12 protein-coding genes are annotated in these 17,506 nt (G+C 50.2%); 11 read left to right on the top strand and 1 reads right to left on the bottom strand.

Features of this window, described 5'->3' with window-relative positions:
- Positions 1 to 18: 18 nt before the first annotated feature.
- The 8 genes from MKX50_RS17385 to MKX50_RS17350 all read left to right on the top strand — a co-directional run bounded on the left by MKX50_RS17385 (position 19) and on the right by MKX50_RS17350 (position 11,258).
- Complete coding sequence (locus tag MKX50_RS17385; RefSeq protein WP_213590001.1) at positions 19 to 1,653, top strand: response regulator; 1,635 nt, start codon at positions 19 to 21, stop codon at positions 1,651 to 1,653.
- 41 nt (positions 1,654 to 1,694) lie between these two features.
- A complete protein-coding gene (locus tag MKX50_RS17380; protein WP_339157437.1) occupies positions 1,695 to 3,485 on the top strand; it encodes a sugar-binding domain-containing protein in 1,791 nt (596 codons plus the stop codon).
- Positions 3,486 to 3,647: 162 nt separating this feature from the next.
- On the top strand, positions 3,648 to 3,836 hold the full coding sequence (locus MKX50_RS17375; RefSeq protein WP_110932038.1) for a helix-turn-helix domain-containing protein: 189 nt from the start codon (positions 3,648 to 3,650) through the stop codon (positions 3,834 to 3,836).
- 94 nt (positions 3,837 to 3,930) lie between these two features.
- Complete coding sequence (locus MKX50_RS17370; protein ID WP_280530402.1) at positions 3,931 to 5,655, top strand: ribonuclease J; 1,725 nt, start codon at positions 3,931 to 3,933, stop codon at positions 5,653 to 5,655.
- Positions 5,656 to 5,807: 152 nt separating this feature from the next.
- The gene (locus MKX50_RS17365) at positions 5,808 to 7,013 is read left to right on the top strand and encodes a M20 family metallopeptidase (protein ID WP_339157436.1); all 1,206 of its coding nucleotides are present in this window, start codon (positions 5,808 to 5,810) and stop codon (positions 7,011 to 7,013) included.
- The gene (locus MKX50_RS17360; protein WP_213590007.1) at positions 7,014 to 8,423 is read left to right on the top strand and encodes an MFS transporter; all 1,410 of its coding nucleotides are present in this window, start codon (positions 7,014 to 7,016) and stop codon (positions 8,421 to 8,423) included.
- A 45-nt stretch (positions 8,424 to 8,468) separates the two neighbouring features.
- Positions 8,469 to 9,653: a M20 family metallopeptidase gene (locus MKX50_RS17355; RefSeq protein WP_339157435.1), complete on the top strand. Its 1,185-nt coding sequence runs from the start codon at positions 8,469 to 8,471 to the stop codon at positions 9,651 to 9,653.
- A 237-nt stretch (positions 9,654 to 9,890) separates the two neighbouring features.
- Positions 9,891 to 11,258, top strand: a complete 1,368-nt coding sequence (locus MKX50_RS17350) for a helix-turn-helix transcriptional regulator (protein WP_213590011.1) — start codon at positions 9,891 to 9,893, stop codon at positions 11,256 to 11,258.
- Between the two features lie 182 nt (positions 11,259 to 11,440).
- On the opposite strand, the gene MKX50_RS17345 is transcribed toward MKX50_RS17350, so the two are convergent.
- Positions 11,441 to 12,286, bottom strand: coding sequence for an AraC family transcriptional regulator (locus MKX50_RS17345; RefSeq protein ID WP_213590013.1), 846 nt, complete (start codon positions 12,284 to 12,286; stop codon positions 11,441 to 11,443).
- A gap of 243 nt (positions 12,287 to 12,529) precedes the next feature.
- On the opposite strand from MKX50_RS17345, the gene MKX50_RS17340 reads away from it, so the two are divergent.
- From MKX50_RS17340 to MKX50_RS17330, 3 genes are all read left to right on the top strand, one after another.
- A complete protein-coding gene (locus tag MKX50_RS17340; RefSeq protein WP_213590015.1) occupies positions 12,530 to 14,824 on the top strand; it encodes a beta-L-arabinofuranosidase domain-containing protein in 2,295 nt (764 codons plus the stop codon).
- 828 nt (positions 14,825 to 15,652) lie between these two features.
- Entirely contained in the window at positions 15,653 to 17,149 is a 1,497-nt protein-coding gene (locus tag MKX50_RS17335) for an alpha-N-arabinofuranosidase (protein WP_213590017.1), read from the top strand.
- Positions 17,150 to 17,155: 6 nt separating this feature from the next.
- Positions 17,156 to 17,437 carry a DUF6171 family protein gene (locus MKX50_RS17330; RefSeq protein WP_213590019.1) on the top strand — a complete coding sequence of 94 codons (282 nt, stop codon included), beginning with the start codon at positions 17,156 to 17,158 and terminating at the stop codon, positions 17,435 to 17,437.
- Positions 17,438 to 17,506: the final 69 nt, after the last annotated feature.

The following is a 17,506-nucleotide window of genomic DNA, read 5'->3' as shown; positions in this document are numbered from 1 at the left end:
ACCAAGGAGGAGAATCTTATGCCAAAAATTCTGATCGTCGATGATGAGAAGATATTTCGCAAGGGCCTGCGGGCCATGATAACGTCCTTGGATCCGGAATGGGAGGTCGTCGGCGATGCCTCGGACGGTTATGAGGCTCTGGACCGGGCGGAGGTGCTGCATCCCGATGTCATTTTAACCGATATCCGCATGCCGCGGATGGATGGCATCGCCTTGCAGCGCGTCGTGAAGGAGCGGTTTCCGCAAACGGAATGCGTCGTGGTCAGCGGCTACGAAGATTTTACTTATGCGCTTCAATCGATGAGATATGGCGCCAAGGATTATTTAATGAAGCCGGTGGAGCGAAGCGAGCTCGGACGGATTCTCGGCAAGCTGAAGGAGGAGACGGCAAAACGGGGGAAGGCAGCGGCTCCGAAATTTGATCAGGAGGAGAACGAGCTTATCCGCCGCCATGTAAGCGAGTCAGTTATTGCGGGGTTAATGCGCGGCATGGTGCAGCAGCATCATGTGGATCTGCTGCGCAAAATTGGCGTTGATTTTGATCAGCCTTATTATTGCTGCTTTCTGATCAAGCTCGATAAGGGTTCTATCGGCTCAGAGCGGTATTTCAAAGCCGATCCCTCGTTGTTCCAGCTCTATATCCGTCAATTCGTGCAGGAAATAGTCAACAAGCGGATGATGAAAGGCTATAGCCTCGTGCTTTCTGATTCTGAGGTCGCAGCTATTGTCAATTTGAGCAGCAAGGACAGCCGCGGCTTGATCGAGCTGGCCGAGTCGATCCGCAGGCAGATCACTTCTTTATCGAATCTCACGGTAACGATCGGCGTTGGCCGGGTCGCTGAAGGGGTCGATTCCATCTCGAATTCTTACCGTGATGCTGAAATCAGCCTGCTTTACCGGCTGATCGTCGGCGGCGACAAGGTGCTGCAATATGATACGATCCGCCGGGATCATGATTTATGCCTTGAGGTCGATCCCGAATCCTGGGGAGCGATGGAGCGCGCCGTTCTGGAAGGAAGGGTAGAAGAAGCGGCCAGCCGAGCGGAAGCGGAGATCGCCAGGCTGTGCCGGCAAGCGAAGAGCCCCGAGCTCGTCTACCAGAAAATATGCAAGCTTCTGATCCATTTCTACGAGTCGGCCGAGAAGCTGAATTTAACAAAGGCATGGCTGGGCGAGCGGGATATCCGCAGCCTCATATTCGATATATGCTCGATTACATCGAGCGAAGAGTTCATCATGGAGTGCCGGACGCTCCTGACAGCTCTGTCCCGATGCATCGCCGACTCGAGGCTGGAAACCATGCACGACCCAGTGGAGCTGGCGCTGCAGTACCTCGAGTCCAATTTCCATAAGCAGATAACATTGAATGAGGTAGCGGGGCAGGTGCACCTGAACCCGGCTTATTTCAGTTCGCTGTTCAAGCAGCGCACCGGTACCACCTTCGTGGAGCGGCTGACAGCGATTCGCATGGAAGAGGCCAAGCGGCGGCTGATGGACAGCGATGATAAAATCGCGGCGATTGCCGAGGAAACCGGGTTTCCGAATTTGCGCCATTTTTACCGCGTGTTCAAACGGGAGGCGAGGCTCTCCCCGAAGGATTACCGCAGCGAGTTTCGCAAAGAGCCGGAGCATCCTAGCGGCGGCCAGGCGTAATACGATGAATATGACTTGACACATATAGGAGGTAAAGATCAGTGACAAACATCCAGAACAATAAATCGATTCCGCGAGAGGAATATCCAAGACCGCAATTTGTTCGTGCGGATTGGCTCAATTTGAACGGGGAGTGGGAGTTCGCCTTCGATGATGACCGAATCGGGGAGCAGGAGAAATGGTACGGGAATGATGGCCCGGCTCCATACCCGCATTCGATTACAGTTCCCTTTGTATTTCAGAGCAAGCTGAGCGGCATCGGAAACCCGGAGTTCCACGATGTGGTATGGTACCGCAAAAGCTTCGATCTGCCGGAGGCATGGAACGGAAAGCGGATCGTGCTTCATTTTGGCGCGGTCGATTACCTGGCCAAAGTATGGATTAACGGGCAACTGGCCGCTGTCCATGAAGGCGGGCACACGCCGTTTCAGGCCGATATCACGGATTTGCTTGTTCCGGGAGGCCAGACGATCACGGTCCGAGCAGAAGACTTCAGCCGGGACATTACCCTGCCGCGGGGCAAGCAATACTGGCTGGAAAATTCGGCGAGTATTTTCTATACGCGGACTACGGGAATTTGGCAGACGGTGTGGCTCGAGCCGGTGGAACAGGCTTATCTGAAACGGGTGGCCATGACTCCCGATATCGACCGGAATGAAATTCAGCTGCATACTTTCGTGGAAGGCGTGCAGGGCGGCATGCAAGACCTGGAGCTTGAAGTGACGGTGTCTTTTCAAGGAGAGCGGATCGCTGCCGACCGATACCGGGTGCTTCGCCCGGAGGAGTACCGCAGCATCCATCTCCATGATTTTGCCGAGCATGGACTGGGCCGCCTGTGGTCTCCGGAGCATCCGAACCTGTACGATATTTCCTTCAAGCTGGTCGGCGATGGCCGCTTGCTGGATGAGGTGGACAGCTATTTCGGGATGCGCAAGGTATCTATTGAAAATGGACGCCTGTGCCTGAACAACCGTCCATATTATCAGCGGCTTGTGCTTGATCAGGGATATTTTGAGGAGGGCATCCTTACGGCTCCGAGTGATGAGGATTTGAAGCGGGATGTGGAGCTGGCCAAAGAGATGGGCTTCAACGGCGTCCGCAAGCACCAGAAGATGGAGGATCCGCGCTTCCTGTACTGGTGTGACCGGATCGGCATGCTCGTCTGGGGTGAAGCCGCGAATGCTTACGCCTACTCTGAAAATTACGTGCGGCAGTTTACCAGCGAGTGGCAGGAGGTCATTCAGCGGGATTACAATCACCCCTGCATCGTGACATGGGTGCCGCTGAATGAGAGCTGGGGCGTTCCGAACGTGCAGATGGATGCCAAACAGCAGCAGCACGGTCTGGCCATGTACCATTTAACGAAATCGCTCGATCAGACGCGTCCTGTCGTATATAACGACGGATGGGAGCATATGACGACGGATCTGGTGACCATTCACGATTATGAGAGCCGCCGCGAGGTGCTGGAGGCCAGATACGAAACAGTAGAATCCACAATAGAAGCCATGCCGGCGAATCGCCGTATTTTCGTCGGCGGGGCAGCTTATGCCGGCCAGCCCATCCTCGTGACGGAATTCGGCGGAATTGCCTTCAAGGCGAGCGAGTGGGAAGGCTGGGGGTATTCCGGTGCGGATAATGAAGAGGATTATTTACAGCGGCTGAAGGACGTCGTCGATCCGATGTACGCCTCCCCGGTCGTACAAGGATTCTGTTATACACAGCTTACGGACGTAGAGCAGGAAATCAACGGGCTTCTGACGTACAACAGGCAGCCTAAGGCCCCGCTGGAGCAAATAAGGCAAATCATTATGGGCGAGGGCCGGAACTGATATATTAGTCAGGTTAAAACGAATGGAATAAAGCGGTTGAACACAAAGCTGGCGCAGGATTGAACTGCGCCAGCTTTGTGTTTTGGAAAAATAATTAGTTATTATGAGTATAATTGAGTATAATTGAATACAAACCAATGTTCTATAGAGGAGATTATTTCTATGGATTCGGAAATCGAGATCATGACGATAGCTCAGGTTGCGAATTATTTGCAGCTTAGTGAAGTTACAACCTATAAGATGGTGAACGAGGGAGTCATTCCGGCTTTTAAAATCGGCAGACATTGGAGGGTCAAGAGGAGCGATCTGTTTGATCTGATTGAACGGTTGAAGCATGGTGAAAAGTTATAGAGAGCATCGAAACATAGAGAGCCATACAATACTATCATAAAAAGTCCGGCCCTTCTGGTGACCGGTATTTTGCAAGAGAGGAATTAAGCACATAATGAATGAAGAAGCTAGCAAAACCGCGAAGACTGCTAAGACAGCGAAGACACAGCGCCGTCCTAAATCGTCTCCCCCGCCGGTTCGAATTTTCGCGCTTGGCGGCCTTGGTGAAATCGGTAAAAATATGTACGCCGTGGAGTACAAAAATGAACTCATTATCATTGATGCGGGTTTGAAGTTCCCTGACTCGCGCCTATCTGGAATCGATTATATCATTCCCGACATGAGTTATCTGGTTGCGAACAAGCACAAAATCAAAGGCCTGTTTATTACACATGGACATGAGGATCACATCGGAGCCATACCGTTTCTGCTCCGGCAGCTGCAAATCCCGATTTACGGCGGTCCGCTGACGATTGGCCTCGTTCGGGCCAAGCTGGAGGAATACCGTCTGCTCGGGCAAGCCGAGCTGCATGTGTTCCATGAGAATGACAGGTATGCGTTCCAGCATCTTGCCGTTCATTTCTTCAGAACGACGCACAGCATTCCCGACGCCTTCGGGGTCGTCGTAGACACGCCATACGGCCCGGTTGTACATACCGGGGATTTCAAATTTGATTTCACGCCGGAGGACAAGCCCGCCGATCTGTCCAAGATGGCGAGCGTCGGGAGCGAGGGCGTTCTGGCGCTGCTGGCTGACAGCACAAATAGCGAACGGGAAGGCTTTACTCCTTCCGAACGCAAGGTTGGCAATGCGATTCTTGAATCGTTCAAGCAATGCGAGGGACGCATCTTGTTCGCCACGTTTGCTTCCAACGTGCACCGCCTGCAGCAGGTGGTGGAGGCAGCAATGCAGTGCGACCGCAAAATCGCCGTCATTGGCCGCAGTATGGAGAAGGTATTTACAATCGGGCAGGAGCTCGGATATATCCGCGTGCCCGACGGCATGCTTATCGACGTGAAGCATATTGACCGTTATGAGGATAACCGGGTATTGATCGTTTGTACAGGCAGCCAGGGCGAACCTAACGCCGCGCTGAGCCGGATCGCTTCCGGGGCGCACCGCTCCGTACAGATTTACCCGGGGGATTCGGTTATTTTCTCCTCTTCGCCGATCCCGGGCAATGAGCAGAATATTAACCGCAGCATCGATATGCTCATGCGGGCAGGCGCCAATGTTATTTACGGCTCCATTATCGATATCCATACTTCGGGCCACGGCAACCGGGAGGATTTAAAGCTTATGCTCAGCATGATCCGCCCGAAGTATTTTATTCCGATTCACGGGGAATACCGCATGCTGCTCGCTCATCGCAAGCTGGCGATGCAGACGGGGCTGCCGGAAGACCGCATCTTCGTGATGAATGTGGGAGATACGCTGTCTGTCTATCGCAACCGCGCCAAGAAAGGCCGGTCTATTCCGTCAGGTGACGTCTTTATTAGCAACGGAGAGATGAGAACCTATGAGGACGAGCTCGTGGAAGAGCGGGGCGAATTGGCTAGAGAGGGCATCGTCATCGTCGTTATGACCATTGACGCCGAGACGGGGCAAATTCTTGCCGGACCGGATATCGTGACCCGCGGCTTCGTCTACATGCAGGATGCCCGTCCGCTGCTGCGGCGTGCGGAAATGTCGCTCAAGCGGAACCTGTCCAAGCAGGGAGAGCGCCAGGAGTATAATCGCTCCGACTGGGTTCGGTCGACGCACCGGATCATGCGCAGATTTTTCATGAAAGAAGTAGGCCGAGCACCGCATATTATGCCTTCTATTCTTGAAGTGTAGTGTTCATTTATTTAACAGAGCCTTCCCGGCGGGGAGGCTCTGTTTGTCGTTATATGATGATGCCAAATCATTATTTTTGTCCTGTGATTTTAAAAGAGAATGAGATGACAGCAATCAGGGAATATAAACATTACACTTCCTGACTGGAATAAATGAAGGAGGCATTTATGGTGAAGGAGCAATTGTTTCAAAGACTAAGCGCCAAGAAAGACCGGATCGTCGAAATAAGACGTTATTTGCACGCCCATCCTGAATTATCTTTTCACGAAGAGAATACAGCTAAGTATATCGCTGATTTTTATGCCGACAAGAATTGTGAAGTTCGTAACAATGTAGGCGGAAATGGCATCGTCGTTACGATCGATAGCGGGAAACCAGGGAAGACCGTAGCTATTCGCGCCGATTTTGATGCGCTTCCGATTATGGAGGAGACAGGCCTTCCGTTCGCCTCGGAGAACCCGGGTGTTATGCATGCCTGCGGCCATGATGGGCATACCGCCTACATGCTGATTCTGGGCGAAACTTTGATCGAAATGAAGGATCAGCTTCGGGGGAAGGTGGTTATTCTGCATCAGCATGCGGAAGAGAAACCTCCAGGCGGAGCTGTACAAATGATCAAAGACGGCTGCTTGGATGGCGTCGATCATGTGTTCGGCATCCACGTCATGTCCACGATGGAGACGGGCAAAATCTATTATCGCGAAGGGAACATACAAACCGGACGAGCTTACTTCAAAGTAAAAATAAAAGGCAAAGGCGGACACGGATCCTCGCCTCACCTGGCCAATGATGCGATCGTTGCCGGCAGCTATTTTGTTCAGGCTGTACAGACGATTATAAGCCGCCGTTTGAATCCGTTTGATGTAGCATCGATTACGATCGGCTCCTTCGACGGCAAAGGGAGCTTTAACGTCATTAAAGATTCCGTTGAGCTGGAAGGCGATGTTCGGGTGATGACGGAAGAAACCAGAGAACTGGTTGAACGGGAAATTCGCTGTAAGCTGGAGGGATTGCAGGAAACGTTCGGAATTACGTATGAACTGAATTACCTGAATGATTATCCGGTGCTTTACAATGATCCAGCGTTGACGGAATTTGTAGCGGCGTCGTTAAAAAGCAGTGCGATACCTGGAGTGACGGGCGTTGAACGCTGTGAGCCGCAGCCGCCGTCGGAGGATTTCGCATATTATGCCAAAGAACGTCCGAGCGTATTTTTCTATGTCGGGGCGATGCCGGCGGATGGCAAATATTATCCGCATCACCATCCTAAATTCGATATTAACGAGGACAGTATGCTTATTGCTGCCCAAGCGATGGGCGCTGTAGTTATAGACTACCTAAGAGAGGACGACAAATAAATGGACACTCCGTATCATGGCACAAATAAGTTAATCCTCGGGATTGTATTCGGGGTCATTACATTCTGGCTGTTTGCTCAATCGATGGTGAATATTGTACCTGCTGTACAGGCCGATCTGGGGATTTCCCTTGATATTATCAATATCGCCATCAGTTTGACCGCTTTGTTCTCCGGAATTTTTATCGTCGTTGCCGGGGGACTGGCGGACAAGTATGGGCGCATGAAATTAACTTATGTCGGGATGGTGCTTAGCATCGTCGGCTCTTTATGTCTTGTACTTGCGCAAGGGTCTGTTCTGCTGATTATTGGGCGCATCGTTCAAGGGCTGTCTGGGGCATGTATCATGCCGGCGACGATGGCTCTGGTTAAAACCTACTATGACGGGGCAGAGCGTCAGCGGGCGCTAAGCTATTGGTCGATCGGCTCGTGGGGCGGATCGGGCGTATGCTCGTTTGCCGGGGGAGCAATCGCTACCTATATGGGATGGCGCTGGATTTTCATTTTCTCGATTGTTATTGCGGTGCTTGGGATTTTTCTCATTATGGGAACTCCTGAAAGCAAGGTTGAACAAGGCGGCAGCTCCAAATTCGACACCAGTGGTCTGCTGGCCTTCATCATTGCCATGGTCTCTCTGAATCTGCTTATTACGCAGGGTGCTACGTTCGGATGGACTAGCATAATTACGATATCCTTGATGGTTTGCTTCCTGCTGTTTGTTATTATTTTCTTTCGAGTAGAAACGCATAAAGCGGGGACAGGCTTTATCGATTTCTCCCTATTCAAGAATAGGGCGTATTCCGGCGCGACGATTTCCAATTTCTTGTTGAATGCGGTTGCCGGTACGCTTGTTGTTACGAATACTTATATTCAGGTGGGCCGAGGTTTTACATCTTTTGCAACGGGGATGCTATCCCTCGGATATTTGGTCAGCGTGCTTGCAATGATTCGGGTTGGGGAGAAGATTATGCAGAAAATTGGCGCCCGCAAACCGATGCTGGTTGGCACCGTGATTACGGGGATCGGAATTGCCTTAGCCGCTTGTACCTTTATTCAGGGCTTCCTCTATTCCATCGTGGTGTTTATTGGTTTCATGCTGTTTGGAATCGGCCTTGGCATGTATGCTACGCCTTCGACCGACACAGCCGTAACCAATGCGCCTTCCGACAAGGTGGGGGTCGCATCGGGCATCTATAAGATGGCCAGCTCCCTGGGCGGTTCCTTCGGTGTGGCGAGTTCAGCAGCCGTATATGGAACAATCGCAGCTTCGGGCAACGTAGAACTGGCGGCTTCCACAGGTTTGCTGGTCAATGTCGCTTTCTGCGTGCTGTCCATACTCGCGATCCTATTTATGGTTCCTAGCGACAGGAAGGCTGAAAAACGGAGAATCCCTAAACTTCAAAAAGCTTAACTTATGGAATGATCCAGGTTGAAATAAGTGAACGGGGGGAAATATGTGCGAAAACAGTTACTAAGTATGCTTGAAGCCCGAAAGGCAGAAATGATTGAAATACGGAGACATTTGCATGCGTATCCCGAGTTGTCTTTTCATGAAAAAGAGACATCGCAATATATTGCTAACTTCTATCAAGGCAAAGATGTGGAGGTTCAGAAGGGATGGAAAGGGTACGGAATGATCGTAACGATTCGCGGGGGGAAGCCCGGCAAGACGATTGCGCTTCGCGCAGATTTCGATGCTTTGCCCATTACAGAGCAGACGGGGCTGCCGTTTGCTTCCAAAAATCAGGGTGTGATGCATGCCTGCGGTCATGACGGTCATACCGCTTATTTGATGGTGCTTGCCGATTGTCTTTTTCAATTGAAGAAGGATATTCCGGGAACAATCAAGATCATCCATCAGCATGCGGAAGAGACTCCTCCGGGAGGAGCCAAGTCCATTGTTGAATCGGGACTGCTGGACGATGTGGATCAAATCTTCGGCATACACTTGTTTCCAACCTCACCAGCAGGAACAGTGAGTTATCGCAGCGGTTATGCGATGGCGGGGAGGAGCTACTTCAAACTGATTATTCATGGCAAAGGCGGTCACGGATCTTCTCCGCATTTGGCAAATGACGCTATTGTCGCAGCAAGTTATTTTGTTACCGCTGTTCAGACGATTGTGAGTCGCCGGTTAAACCCGTTCGAGACCGGTGTGGTCACGATTGGTTCTTTTGACGGCAAAGGGAGCTTTAATGTCATCAAGGATTCGGTTGAACTGGAAGGCGATGTCCGTTATATGACCAAAGAGACGCAGCAGCTGATCGACAAGGAAGTTCACCGGATCGTGAAGGGGATCGAAGGCATGTTCGGCATAGTGGCCGAACTGATTTATACGGCGGATTATCCTCCGCTCTATAATGATCCTGAAATTACCGCCAATGTAGTCAAGTATCTAAACCGGGGCATAGGCGATTATCTGACAGCTGTTTCGGAGGCGGATATGCTGTCAGGATCGGAAGACTTTGCTTATTATCTGGAGAAAATCCCGGGCTGCTTCTTCTACATTGGCTGCAGGCCCAAACATACGAATGAGGTCTATTTCAACCATCATCCGAAGTTCGATATCGACGAAGAGTCTTTGCTCGTCGCCGCTAAGTCCGTCGGCGAAGTGGTGTGCGGGTATTACGGTCTGGAGTAAAAGGCAGAGAGCGTAACCACAACAACATATAAGGCTGTTCCGGCAATGATTCAGGCAGATGATTGCCGGGACAGCCTTTTTTCAATTTAGGGGAATTTCAATAAAATATGAAACAAATAAAAAAATTAATTGACCACCAGTTCATATTTTCGTATAATGTGTAAAAATATAGGAGATTAAATCACTTAGCTAAATATTTTGGAATTTTACGCTGATGCATAGGAAGGAGGAGCCAGAGTGACGAATGAACCCACGATCCGTTCTATCATAGAACAGGAGCTTGAGCGCAGAGGCTACTCTTTGAGCAGCTTTGCCAGCCGCTCGGGAATTAATCGCGGGACACTCAGCGCCATTCTCAACGGAAACCCTCCCAAACCCATTGCCATTCGGCAATTGGATTTAATGACGGAAGCCCTGGAACAGCCGGAAGGGCACTTTTATCCGTTATACGTCAATGAATGCGTGGATTCGGATCAACCGAACCGCAGAAGGGTAAAGGCCTTTCTGCTCCGGTGCGCCGAAGTGGGACAGACCGAATGCATTCAAGAGGTGCTTGATCGCATCGTAGAAAATTTGAGCTACATTCCCATGATTTTCGAAATTGGCGAGGAGCTTTACGAGAAAGGGCTGCGTGAGGAATCCCGCTTATTTTACAATGTTGTGATTGAGAGTGAGAAGTATCAGCATTCCGAACGGCTTGCCATCAGCCATTACAGGTTGTTTCGGTTATCTTTGGGGGATGACGCAGAAGCTAATCTGATTGCGGCTACGCGATTTGAGCTTTACTTGTATCGTTTGCCTGAGGATTATCAATTGGACGGGTTATTACATTTAGCCAATGCCTATTTAACTTTGCAAAAATGGGTGCAAACCGAAATATATTCTGATGAGCTCAGAAATCTCGCTAAAATGGTTTATAAAAATTATGAGAGAGCATATCTTCAAGGTAAAGCATTTCAGTTTAGAGCTGAACGAAACTTAGTTGTATATTATGGTCAAGGTTACGTGCTAAAAGGTATTGCATTACAATTTCAACGAAGATACGAAGAGATACCTGAATACATAGCAGGTTATGCAGATTTAAGCTGGTTTGTTGGATTGAATGAATCTGGAAAGGAAGAGGTTGAGAAATTCAAGTTGTTTGCCAAATTGAACACTTATAATCTAAAGGTATTACTTGGTGATCAATCTATCATTCCGGAATATATTGAATCGGTAAAGAAGCATCCACCCGAGATATTGCCTAGCCTAAGGGTTATTGTTGAGGCATCAAATATTCATAATTTCTTTATAGATGATATACTCGAACAATTTAACATTGATACGGGATTATACGATAGAGCTGATAATTACTATAGGTTAGAGGTAAGTAAGGATCGATACTTAAGATTATTCTATCATTTATCTGTATATTATTTGAGAAAAAAGGAATTTGAGGAAGGGATATCGAAAATATTAATTACGCTAAAAATTGCTATATCCCTCAAAAATTATAACTATTTTATGAAGCTAATTCCTTTATTTGAACGCTATAGATCATTTGCAACAGAAGGACAATTAAAGGAATATGAAACTTTACTGGAAGGGGTGATAAAAGATGCGTAAATGGATTTTGGCACTGGTTATCGTTATTTCTTTAGGGTCTGGCCTTGTAGGAGGCAGTTTAGGCCATACGAATACCGTGAAAGGCTTAGAGCACGGCGGTGGATACTGAGCTAATTCAAAAGTTAGTAGCTACATAAAAGCCGGCTAAGCAGAGATTCTGCTAGCCGGCTTTGTCTTGCCCCTCACTCATAAAACAACAACCGATTCGCGTACGCATTCCGGTATTCCGTCGGGGTTAGGCCTGTCATTTGCTTGAAGGACTTCATAAAGTGATGGCTGTCGTGATAGCTGAGCTGCAATGCAATTTCGTTGATCGTTTGATTCGTGTCCGTAAGCAGGAAGGAGGCGGCTGCAATTTTTTGCTGCAAAATAAATTGCTTCAATGATACTCCGGCGATGCTGGAGAACAGGTGAGACAAATATTTCACGTTGTAGCCGAAATGATCGGCGATTTGCGATACCTTAAGCGGCTCGTAGCGATGCCACTGAATATAATCAACGATGTCGTTATAGAGCTGATGCTGCTTTATTTTGCGATCCGGGCGGAATAACTGGTTGTACAGCTCGCATAGAATCGTCGTCGTCATGTAGTTGCTCAGCGTCTGTTCCCGATAGTTGCGGACGGCATCCTGCAGCTGTTTCATCAGGACGATCATTTTATCTGCGCTGCGCAGTGTTCCTTTGCGGGGAATAACGATGCTTCCGGCCTGGTGTATATGCTGGGCCGTATCCATGACCTGGACGCCGGCTCCACCGCCAGATGGAATAAAATGCAGCCAATAGAAGCTGCAGTCTGAAGCCCGGTACCCATACTGCCTGGCACGGGGTGGCATCAGCAGGAAGTCGCCCTCCTCCAGCACGTACTGTTCTTCCTCATCCGCGATATATAACACTCCCTTGGTCTGCACGAACAATTCGTAATCCATCAGGACCCTGCTCAAATGTATCCAATCCGGCGATGGGGAAGCGAACTTGCCTGTCATCGTCATATGCAGCGGTTGATCTACATGAAACAGATAGCCGTTCATGCGGGAGTTCCTCCTCTAATTCTGACCTTTTAACACTTAACGTTAAGCTGTTCCAAGCGAATTTGAATGATTAGATGGTGATAATCAACTATTTTAACGATATCATTTCTCATGGAGTATTCCTACAGCAAAAATAAAAACCTGACCTTTTTACACAGATTCGAACGTTTCGCTATTTTCCAGCCCATCCTCAATCGCTAATCTGAAATTAGCGGTTATTTTGAGGTGAAAGAGAGTTGAAAGATGAAGATGAAGACCATCGTACGGAGCAGTGCACTGCAGGATTTTCGGCTGGAGCAGATCGTATTGACCGGGGACTATCATGTTAACGCCTTTGCGAAAGAGCTGCAATATTTGCACAGCTATGACGTAGATCGGCTGCTGGCCGGCTTCCGCGAGAACCGGGGCCTGCAGCCGAAGGCGCAGAAATATCCAGGCTGGGAAGACACCGAGATTCGCGGCCATACACTGGGCCATTTCCTGACGGCCTGCTCGCAAGCCTACGAGAACACGAAGGACCCAGCCCTGCAGCAGAAGCTGGAATATATGATGACTGAGCTGGCGGAATGTCAATTCGAGAGCGGGTACTTGTCGGCGTTCCCCGAGGGGCTGATCGACAATATCGAGCAGCGGCAGCCCGCTTGGGTTCCCTGGTATACGATGCATAAAATTATCGCTGGACTGATCGCTGTATATCGCGCTACCGGTTCAAGGATCGCTTACGATACGGTAGTCAAGCTGGGGAACTGGGTGGCCTCGCGAACGTCCCGCTGGACCGAAGAACTCCAGGCTGCTGTGCTTGCTGTAGAATACGGGGGCATGAACGATTGTTTATACGATCTCTATGCAATTTCCGGGGATGAGAAGCATCTGGAGGCAGCCCATAAATTTGACGAGCTTCCGCTATTCGAAGCGATCCAGCAGGGACGGGACATTCTGCGCGGCAAGCATGCCAATACGACGATTCCGAAGTTCCTCGGCGCGTTGAAACGGTATCTCGTTCTGGGCGAAAGCGAGCGCTTCTACCTGGAGGCTGCTCAGAACTTTTGGGATATGGTGGTGTATCATCACAGCTACATTACCGGCGGCAACAGCGAGTGCGAGCACTTCGGCGAGCCGGACATTCTGAACAGCAAGCGTTCCGATGTTACCTGCGAGACCTGCAACAGCTATAACATGCTCAAGCTGACGCGCGAGCTGTTCAAGCTGACAGGCGATGTGAAATACAGCGATTTCTACGAGCGAAACTATGTGAATGCGATTTTGTCCTCGCAAAATCCAGAGACGGGAATGACGATGTATTTTCAGCCGATGGCGACCGGGTATTTCAAAATATACAGCTCTCCCTTCGAGCATTTCTGGTGCTGTACGGGCACGGGGATGGAGAGCTTTACGAAACTGAACGACAGCATTTATTTTCATAGCGGAAGCACGCTGTATGTCAATCAATATTTCAGCTCTGCGCTGGATTGGGCCGAGCAAGGGATCAGACTGATCCAGCATGCGGAACTCCCGGAGTCTGAGGAGGTTTCGTTCGCCTTTGAGATCGAGAATGGCTGCAGGAAGCGGCTGGATTTGCGTTTGCGGATTCCGTATTGGGTATCGGGCCAAATGGAGGTGAAGCTGAATGGGTTAGCGGTGCAGTGGAATTCTGAGCAGCAGTATATCGTCATCGACCGGGAGTGGAGCCATGGCGACGTGCTGACGCTGACGCTGCCTATGAAGATCCTTGTCTCCAGACTACCGGACAACGAGAATGTTGTCGGCTTCCAGTACGGTCCTGTCGTACTGAGCGCAGGGCTGGGTACGGAGGATATGACGCAGGCGGCAACCGGGATCATGGTGAGCGTGCCAACCCGCAAAATGCTCGTGAAGGACTTCATTATTCCTCAGGGGATGCCGCCGGAGCAGTGGCTGATCGATATCGAGCACCATCTGGTAAGGCGGGGTGATGAGCTCGCATTCGAGCTGCGGAACACGGATGAAGATGAGCGCCTTGTATTTACGCCGCATTACAGGCAGCACCGCGAACGATACGGCATCTACTGGAACATCGTAGCTGCAGATTCGGACGAATTGAAGCAGCATTTAGAGCGGGGGCGCCGGGAGCAGCTGATCAAAGAAGCGACCATCGACAGCGTGCAGGTCGGCAACGATCAATACGAACTGGAGCATGGGATTAAGGGAGAGGAGACCTTTGGCGGCGCATGGGATGGCCTCAACGGACGGCTAGCGCATGCGGGGGGCGGCTGGTTCAGCTATAAGCTCGCCGTTGATCCGAAAGCCGGCAACCTGCTCCAGGTCACGTATTTCTCCATCAACCATAACCGGGTCATGAATATTTACGCTAACGGCATACTGCTGGCCAAAGAGAGAACGCCGCTAGAGCGCAAACGGGAATTTTTCACGAAGCAGTATCCGATCCCGTCCGAGCTTGTTCAGGGACAGCGGGAGATAGAATTCAAGTTCGTTCCCGAAGGCGACTTGAACGGAATATACGGCGTACTTCGGACGATGAGACCGATCGAGGATGAATAGTTAAGCTTTAAGCGATTTTAGGGGGCTGAGATCAGCCCGGCCCTAAAATCGCTTTTTTATATGGTGAGAAAATATTCTAATTCAGCTGGTTAGAAACGACCGGTAAACCCGGTTTAAATAGGGGATAACTAGCCATTTTGAGCCGTTTAGCATTTGCTGACTAAACTAGCTTAGCTGTGTTTGCTGGACTTAAATTAGGGGAGTCTGACGCGGACGGGGTGCGGGGGCGGGATGAACAATTAACTGGAAAATCGAAATTAGGGGCTGGGAAGGTGGAAGGCGGCATTGCTATGTGTAAATGGCTCGGCCCCTTAAATATGAGGTCTGCCCCAACCATGGCACATACCGCCAAATAAATCCTCACAAATTGGGCCGTTGTCTGTAAAAGCCAGATGTATTTTATATAGTTAGATAAGCTCTTTTATTAAGAAAAGTATTCGCTAAATGCAGAACATGCACTTAGTTTGCCTGAGTGAAGCTAAATCGTCGAAATAGCCTAAAACTAAATGTAGGTTTTGCAGTTAGTTCCCGCTAACACGGCCAAAACCAATGAACTAACTGCATGAAATACATTCAGTTATCTGATCCTGACCATCTGGCCCATAAACCAGTAAAATTTAAGGGGGCAGGACTACACTTTTATTAGGGGCCCGTGTACCCGTGTACTCAATGTGTGAAATCCGGTTAGTTCAGGTGGATACAGCGCGAGCGAGCCCGCCTGCCGATTTTGATTACACAACGGTTGACGAACGAATCAGAACATGCCTATAATGTTTGTGTAAGTATTAATTGATTAATGTAATTATTAATTGAAAGGCGGTTGTTTCCATGGCAAACCGGGCAATTCTGAATGTCGACCTCCGTAGAGGCACTATTAACCGTAATATTTATGGTCATTTCTCCGAGCATTTGGGCCGCTGCATCTATGAAGGGATTTGGGTGGGCGAGGATTCCCCGATTCCGAATACGAACGGAATTAGAAATGATGTCGTGCAAGCGCTTAAGCAGATTAACATTCCGGTTCTCCGCTGGCCGGGCGGCTGTTTTGCCGATGAATATCACTGGAAGGACGGCATCGGCCCTAGAGAAGAACGCAAAAGAATGGTCAACACGCACTGGGGCGGTGTGGTCGAGAACAACCATTTCGGTACTCATGAGTTCATGATGCTGTGCGATATGCTCGGATGCGAGCCTTATATCAACGGAAATGTGGGAAGCGGCACCGTCCAGGAGATGTCCGAATGGGTGGAGTATTTGACTTTTGGCGGCGTATCGCCAATGTCCGAGCTGCGTCAGACCAACGGCCGCCAGGAACCTTGGAAGGTAACGTACTTCGGCGTAGGCAACGAGAACTGGGGCTGCGGCGGAAATATGCGTCCGGAATACTACGCGGATCTCTACCGCCGTTATCAGACATACGTCCGTAACTATGACGATAATAAAATCCACCGGATCGCCTGCGGGCCAAACGTAGACGATTATAACTGGACAGAGGTTCTGATGCGGGAAGCTTCGCGGTTCATGGACTCACTCACGCTGCACTACTATACAGTGCCTGGGGATACCTGGGAAGATAAAGGACCAGCTACGGGCTTTGAGACGAGCGAGTGGTTCAAGACACTGGAGAAGGCGCTGCGGATGGATGAACTCATTACGAAGCATAGCGTCATCATGGATAAATATGATCCTGAGAAGCGCGTAGGGCTGATTGTCGACGAATGGGGAACCTGGTACAACGTTGAGCCGGGTACGAATCCAGGCTTCCTGTATCAGCAAAATACAATTCGTGATGCGCTGGTAGCCGGTTTGACGTTTAATATTTTCCATAAACATAACGAACGCGTTCGCATGGCGAATATCGCCCAGACAGTGAACGTGCTCCAGTCGGTCATCCTGACCGAAGGGGAGAAAATGGTGCTCACGCCTACATATCATGTGTTCGATATGTTCAAGGTTCACCAGGACGCTGAACGGATCGATCTTGAGGTGGACGGCGGAGCATACAGCTACGATGGACGGGAGATTCCGGCCGTGACTGGCTCGGCCTCGATCAATGCCGACGGAGTGGTTCATATCAGCCTCTGCAACACGAACCATGCCGAGAAGGCGGTTGTTCCGGTAGATGTACGCGGCTGGGGCGGGCAATCCTTCGAGGTAACGGGAACGGTGCTGGCGGGGGATATGATAGACGCTCACAATACGTTCGCAGCCCCGGATACAGTAGCACCGCAGGCATTCCATAGCTTTACGGTAGAAGGCGGAGTGGTGACAGCCGAGCTGCCGCCGATGTCCGTTGCCGTGCTGGCATTGACTCCCAAGGCTTAAAGCGATATGGCGACGTCATCCTGTAAAGGCTGCCGGGAGGAGTATAAAGTAACGGAGGAGCAGATTCAGCGCATTCTGGCCTCCTCCGCCTTTGCACCGGAACGCTGCGTTCCGGATGAAATTTATGAGCAGCGGCTGGAGCTGTGCCGCTCCTGCCCCAAGCTGCAGGACGGAACGACCTGCCTTGTCTGCGGCTGTATCATTCCCGTTGTAGCCAAGCTGAAGGAGCGGGAATGCGCCTTGCCGGGTCAAAGCCGGTGGGGAGCCTATCATGAGGAAGCAGTGTAGTTGTAATAAATGACAAAAGAAGCCTGAAGATATTTCAGGCTTCTTTTGTCATTGGTTTGCGGCAGACGT

The organism is Paenibacillus sp. FSL W8-0186, from assembly GCF_037969765.1.
Taxonomy (GTDB): domain Bacteria; phylum Bacillota; class Bacilli; order Paenibacillales; family Paenibacillaceae; genus Fontibacillus; species Fontibacillus woosongensis.
This window is presented reverse-complemented; position numbering and strand designations above follow the sequence as displayed.

Excerpts from the sequence above, each read along its gene's own strand:
- MKX50_RS17385 (WP_213590001.1), top strand. The coding sequence starts at position 19 with ATGCCAAAAATTCTGATCGTCGATGATGAGAAGATATTTCGCAAGGGC.
- MKX50_RS17375 (WP_110932038.1), top strand. The coding sequence starts at position 3,648 with ATGGATTCGGAAATCGAGATCATGACGATAGCTCAGGTTGCGAATTAT.
- MKX50_RS17370 (WP_280530402.1), top strand. The coding sequence starts at position 3,931 with ATGAATGAAGAAGCTAGCAAAACCGCGAAGACTGCTAAGACAGCGAAG.
- MKX50_RS17365 (WP_339157436.1), top strand. The coding sequence starts at position 5,808 with ATGAAGGAGGCATTTATGGTGAAGGAGCAATTGTTTCAAAGACTAAGC.
- MKX50_RS17360 (WP_213590007.1), top strand. The coding sequence starts at position 7,014 with ATGGACACTCCGTATCATGGCACAAATAAGTTAATCCTCGGGATTGTA.
- MKX50_RS17345 (WP_213590013.1), bottom strand. The coding sequence starts at position 12,286 with ATGAACGGCTATCTGTTTCATGTAGATCAACCGCTGCATATGACGATG.
- MKX50_RS17340 (WP_213590015.1), top strand. The coding sequence starts at position 12,530 with ATGAAGATGAAGACCATCGTACGGAGCAGTGCACTGCAGGATTTTCGG.
- MKX50_RS17335 (WP_213590017.1), top strand. The coding sequence starts at position 15,653 with ATGGCAAACCGGGCAATTCTGAATGTCGACCTCCGTAGAGGCACTATT.
- MKX50_RS17330 (WP_213590019.1), top strand. The coding sequence starts at position 17,156 with ATGGCGACGTCATCCTGTAAAGGCTGCCGGGAGGAGTATAAAGTAACG.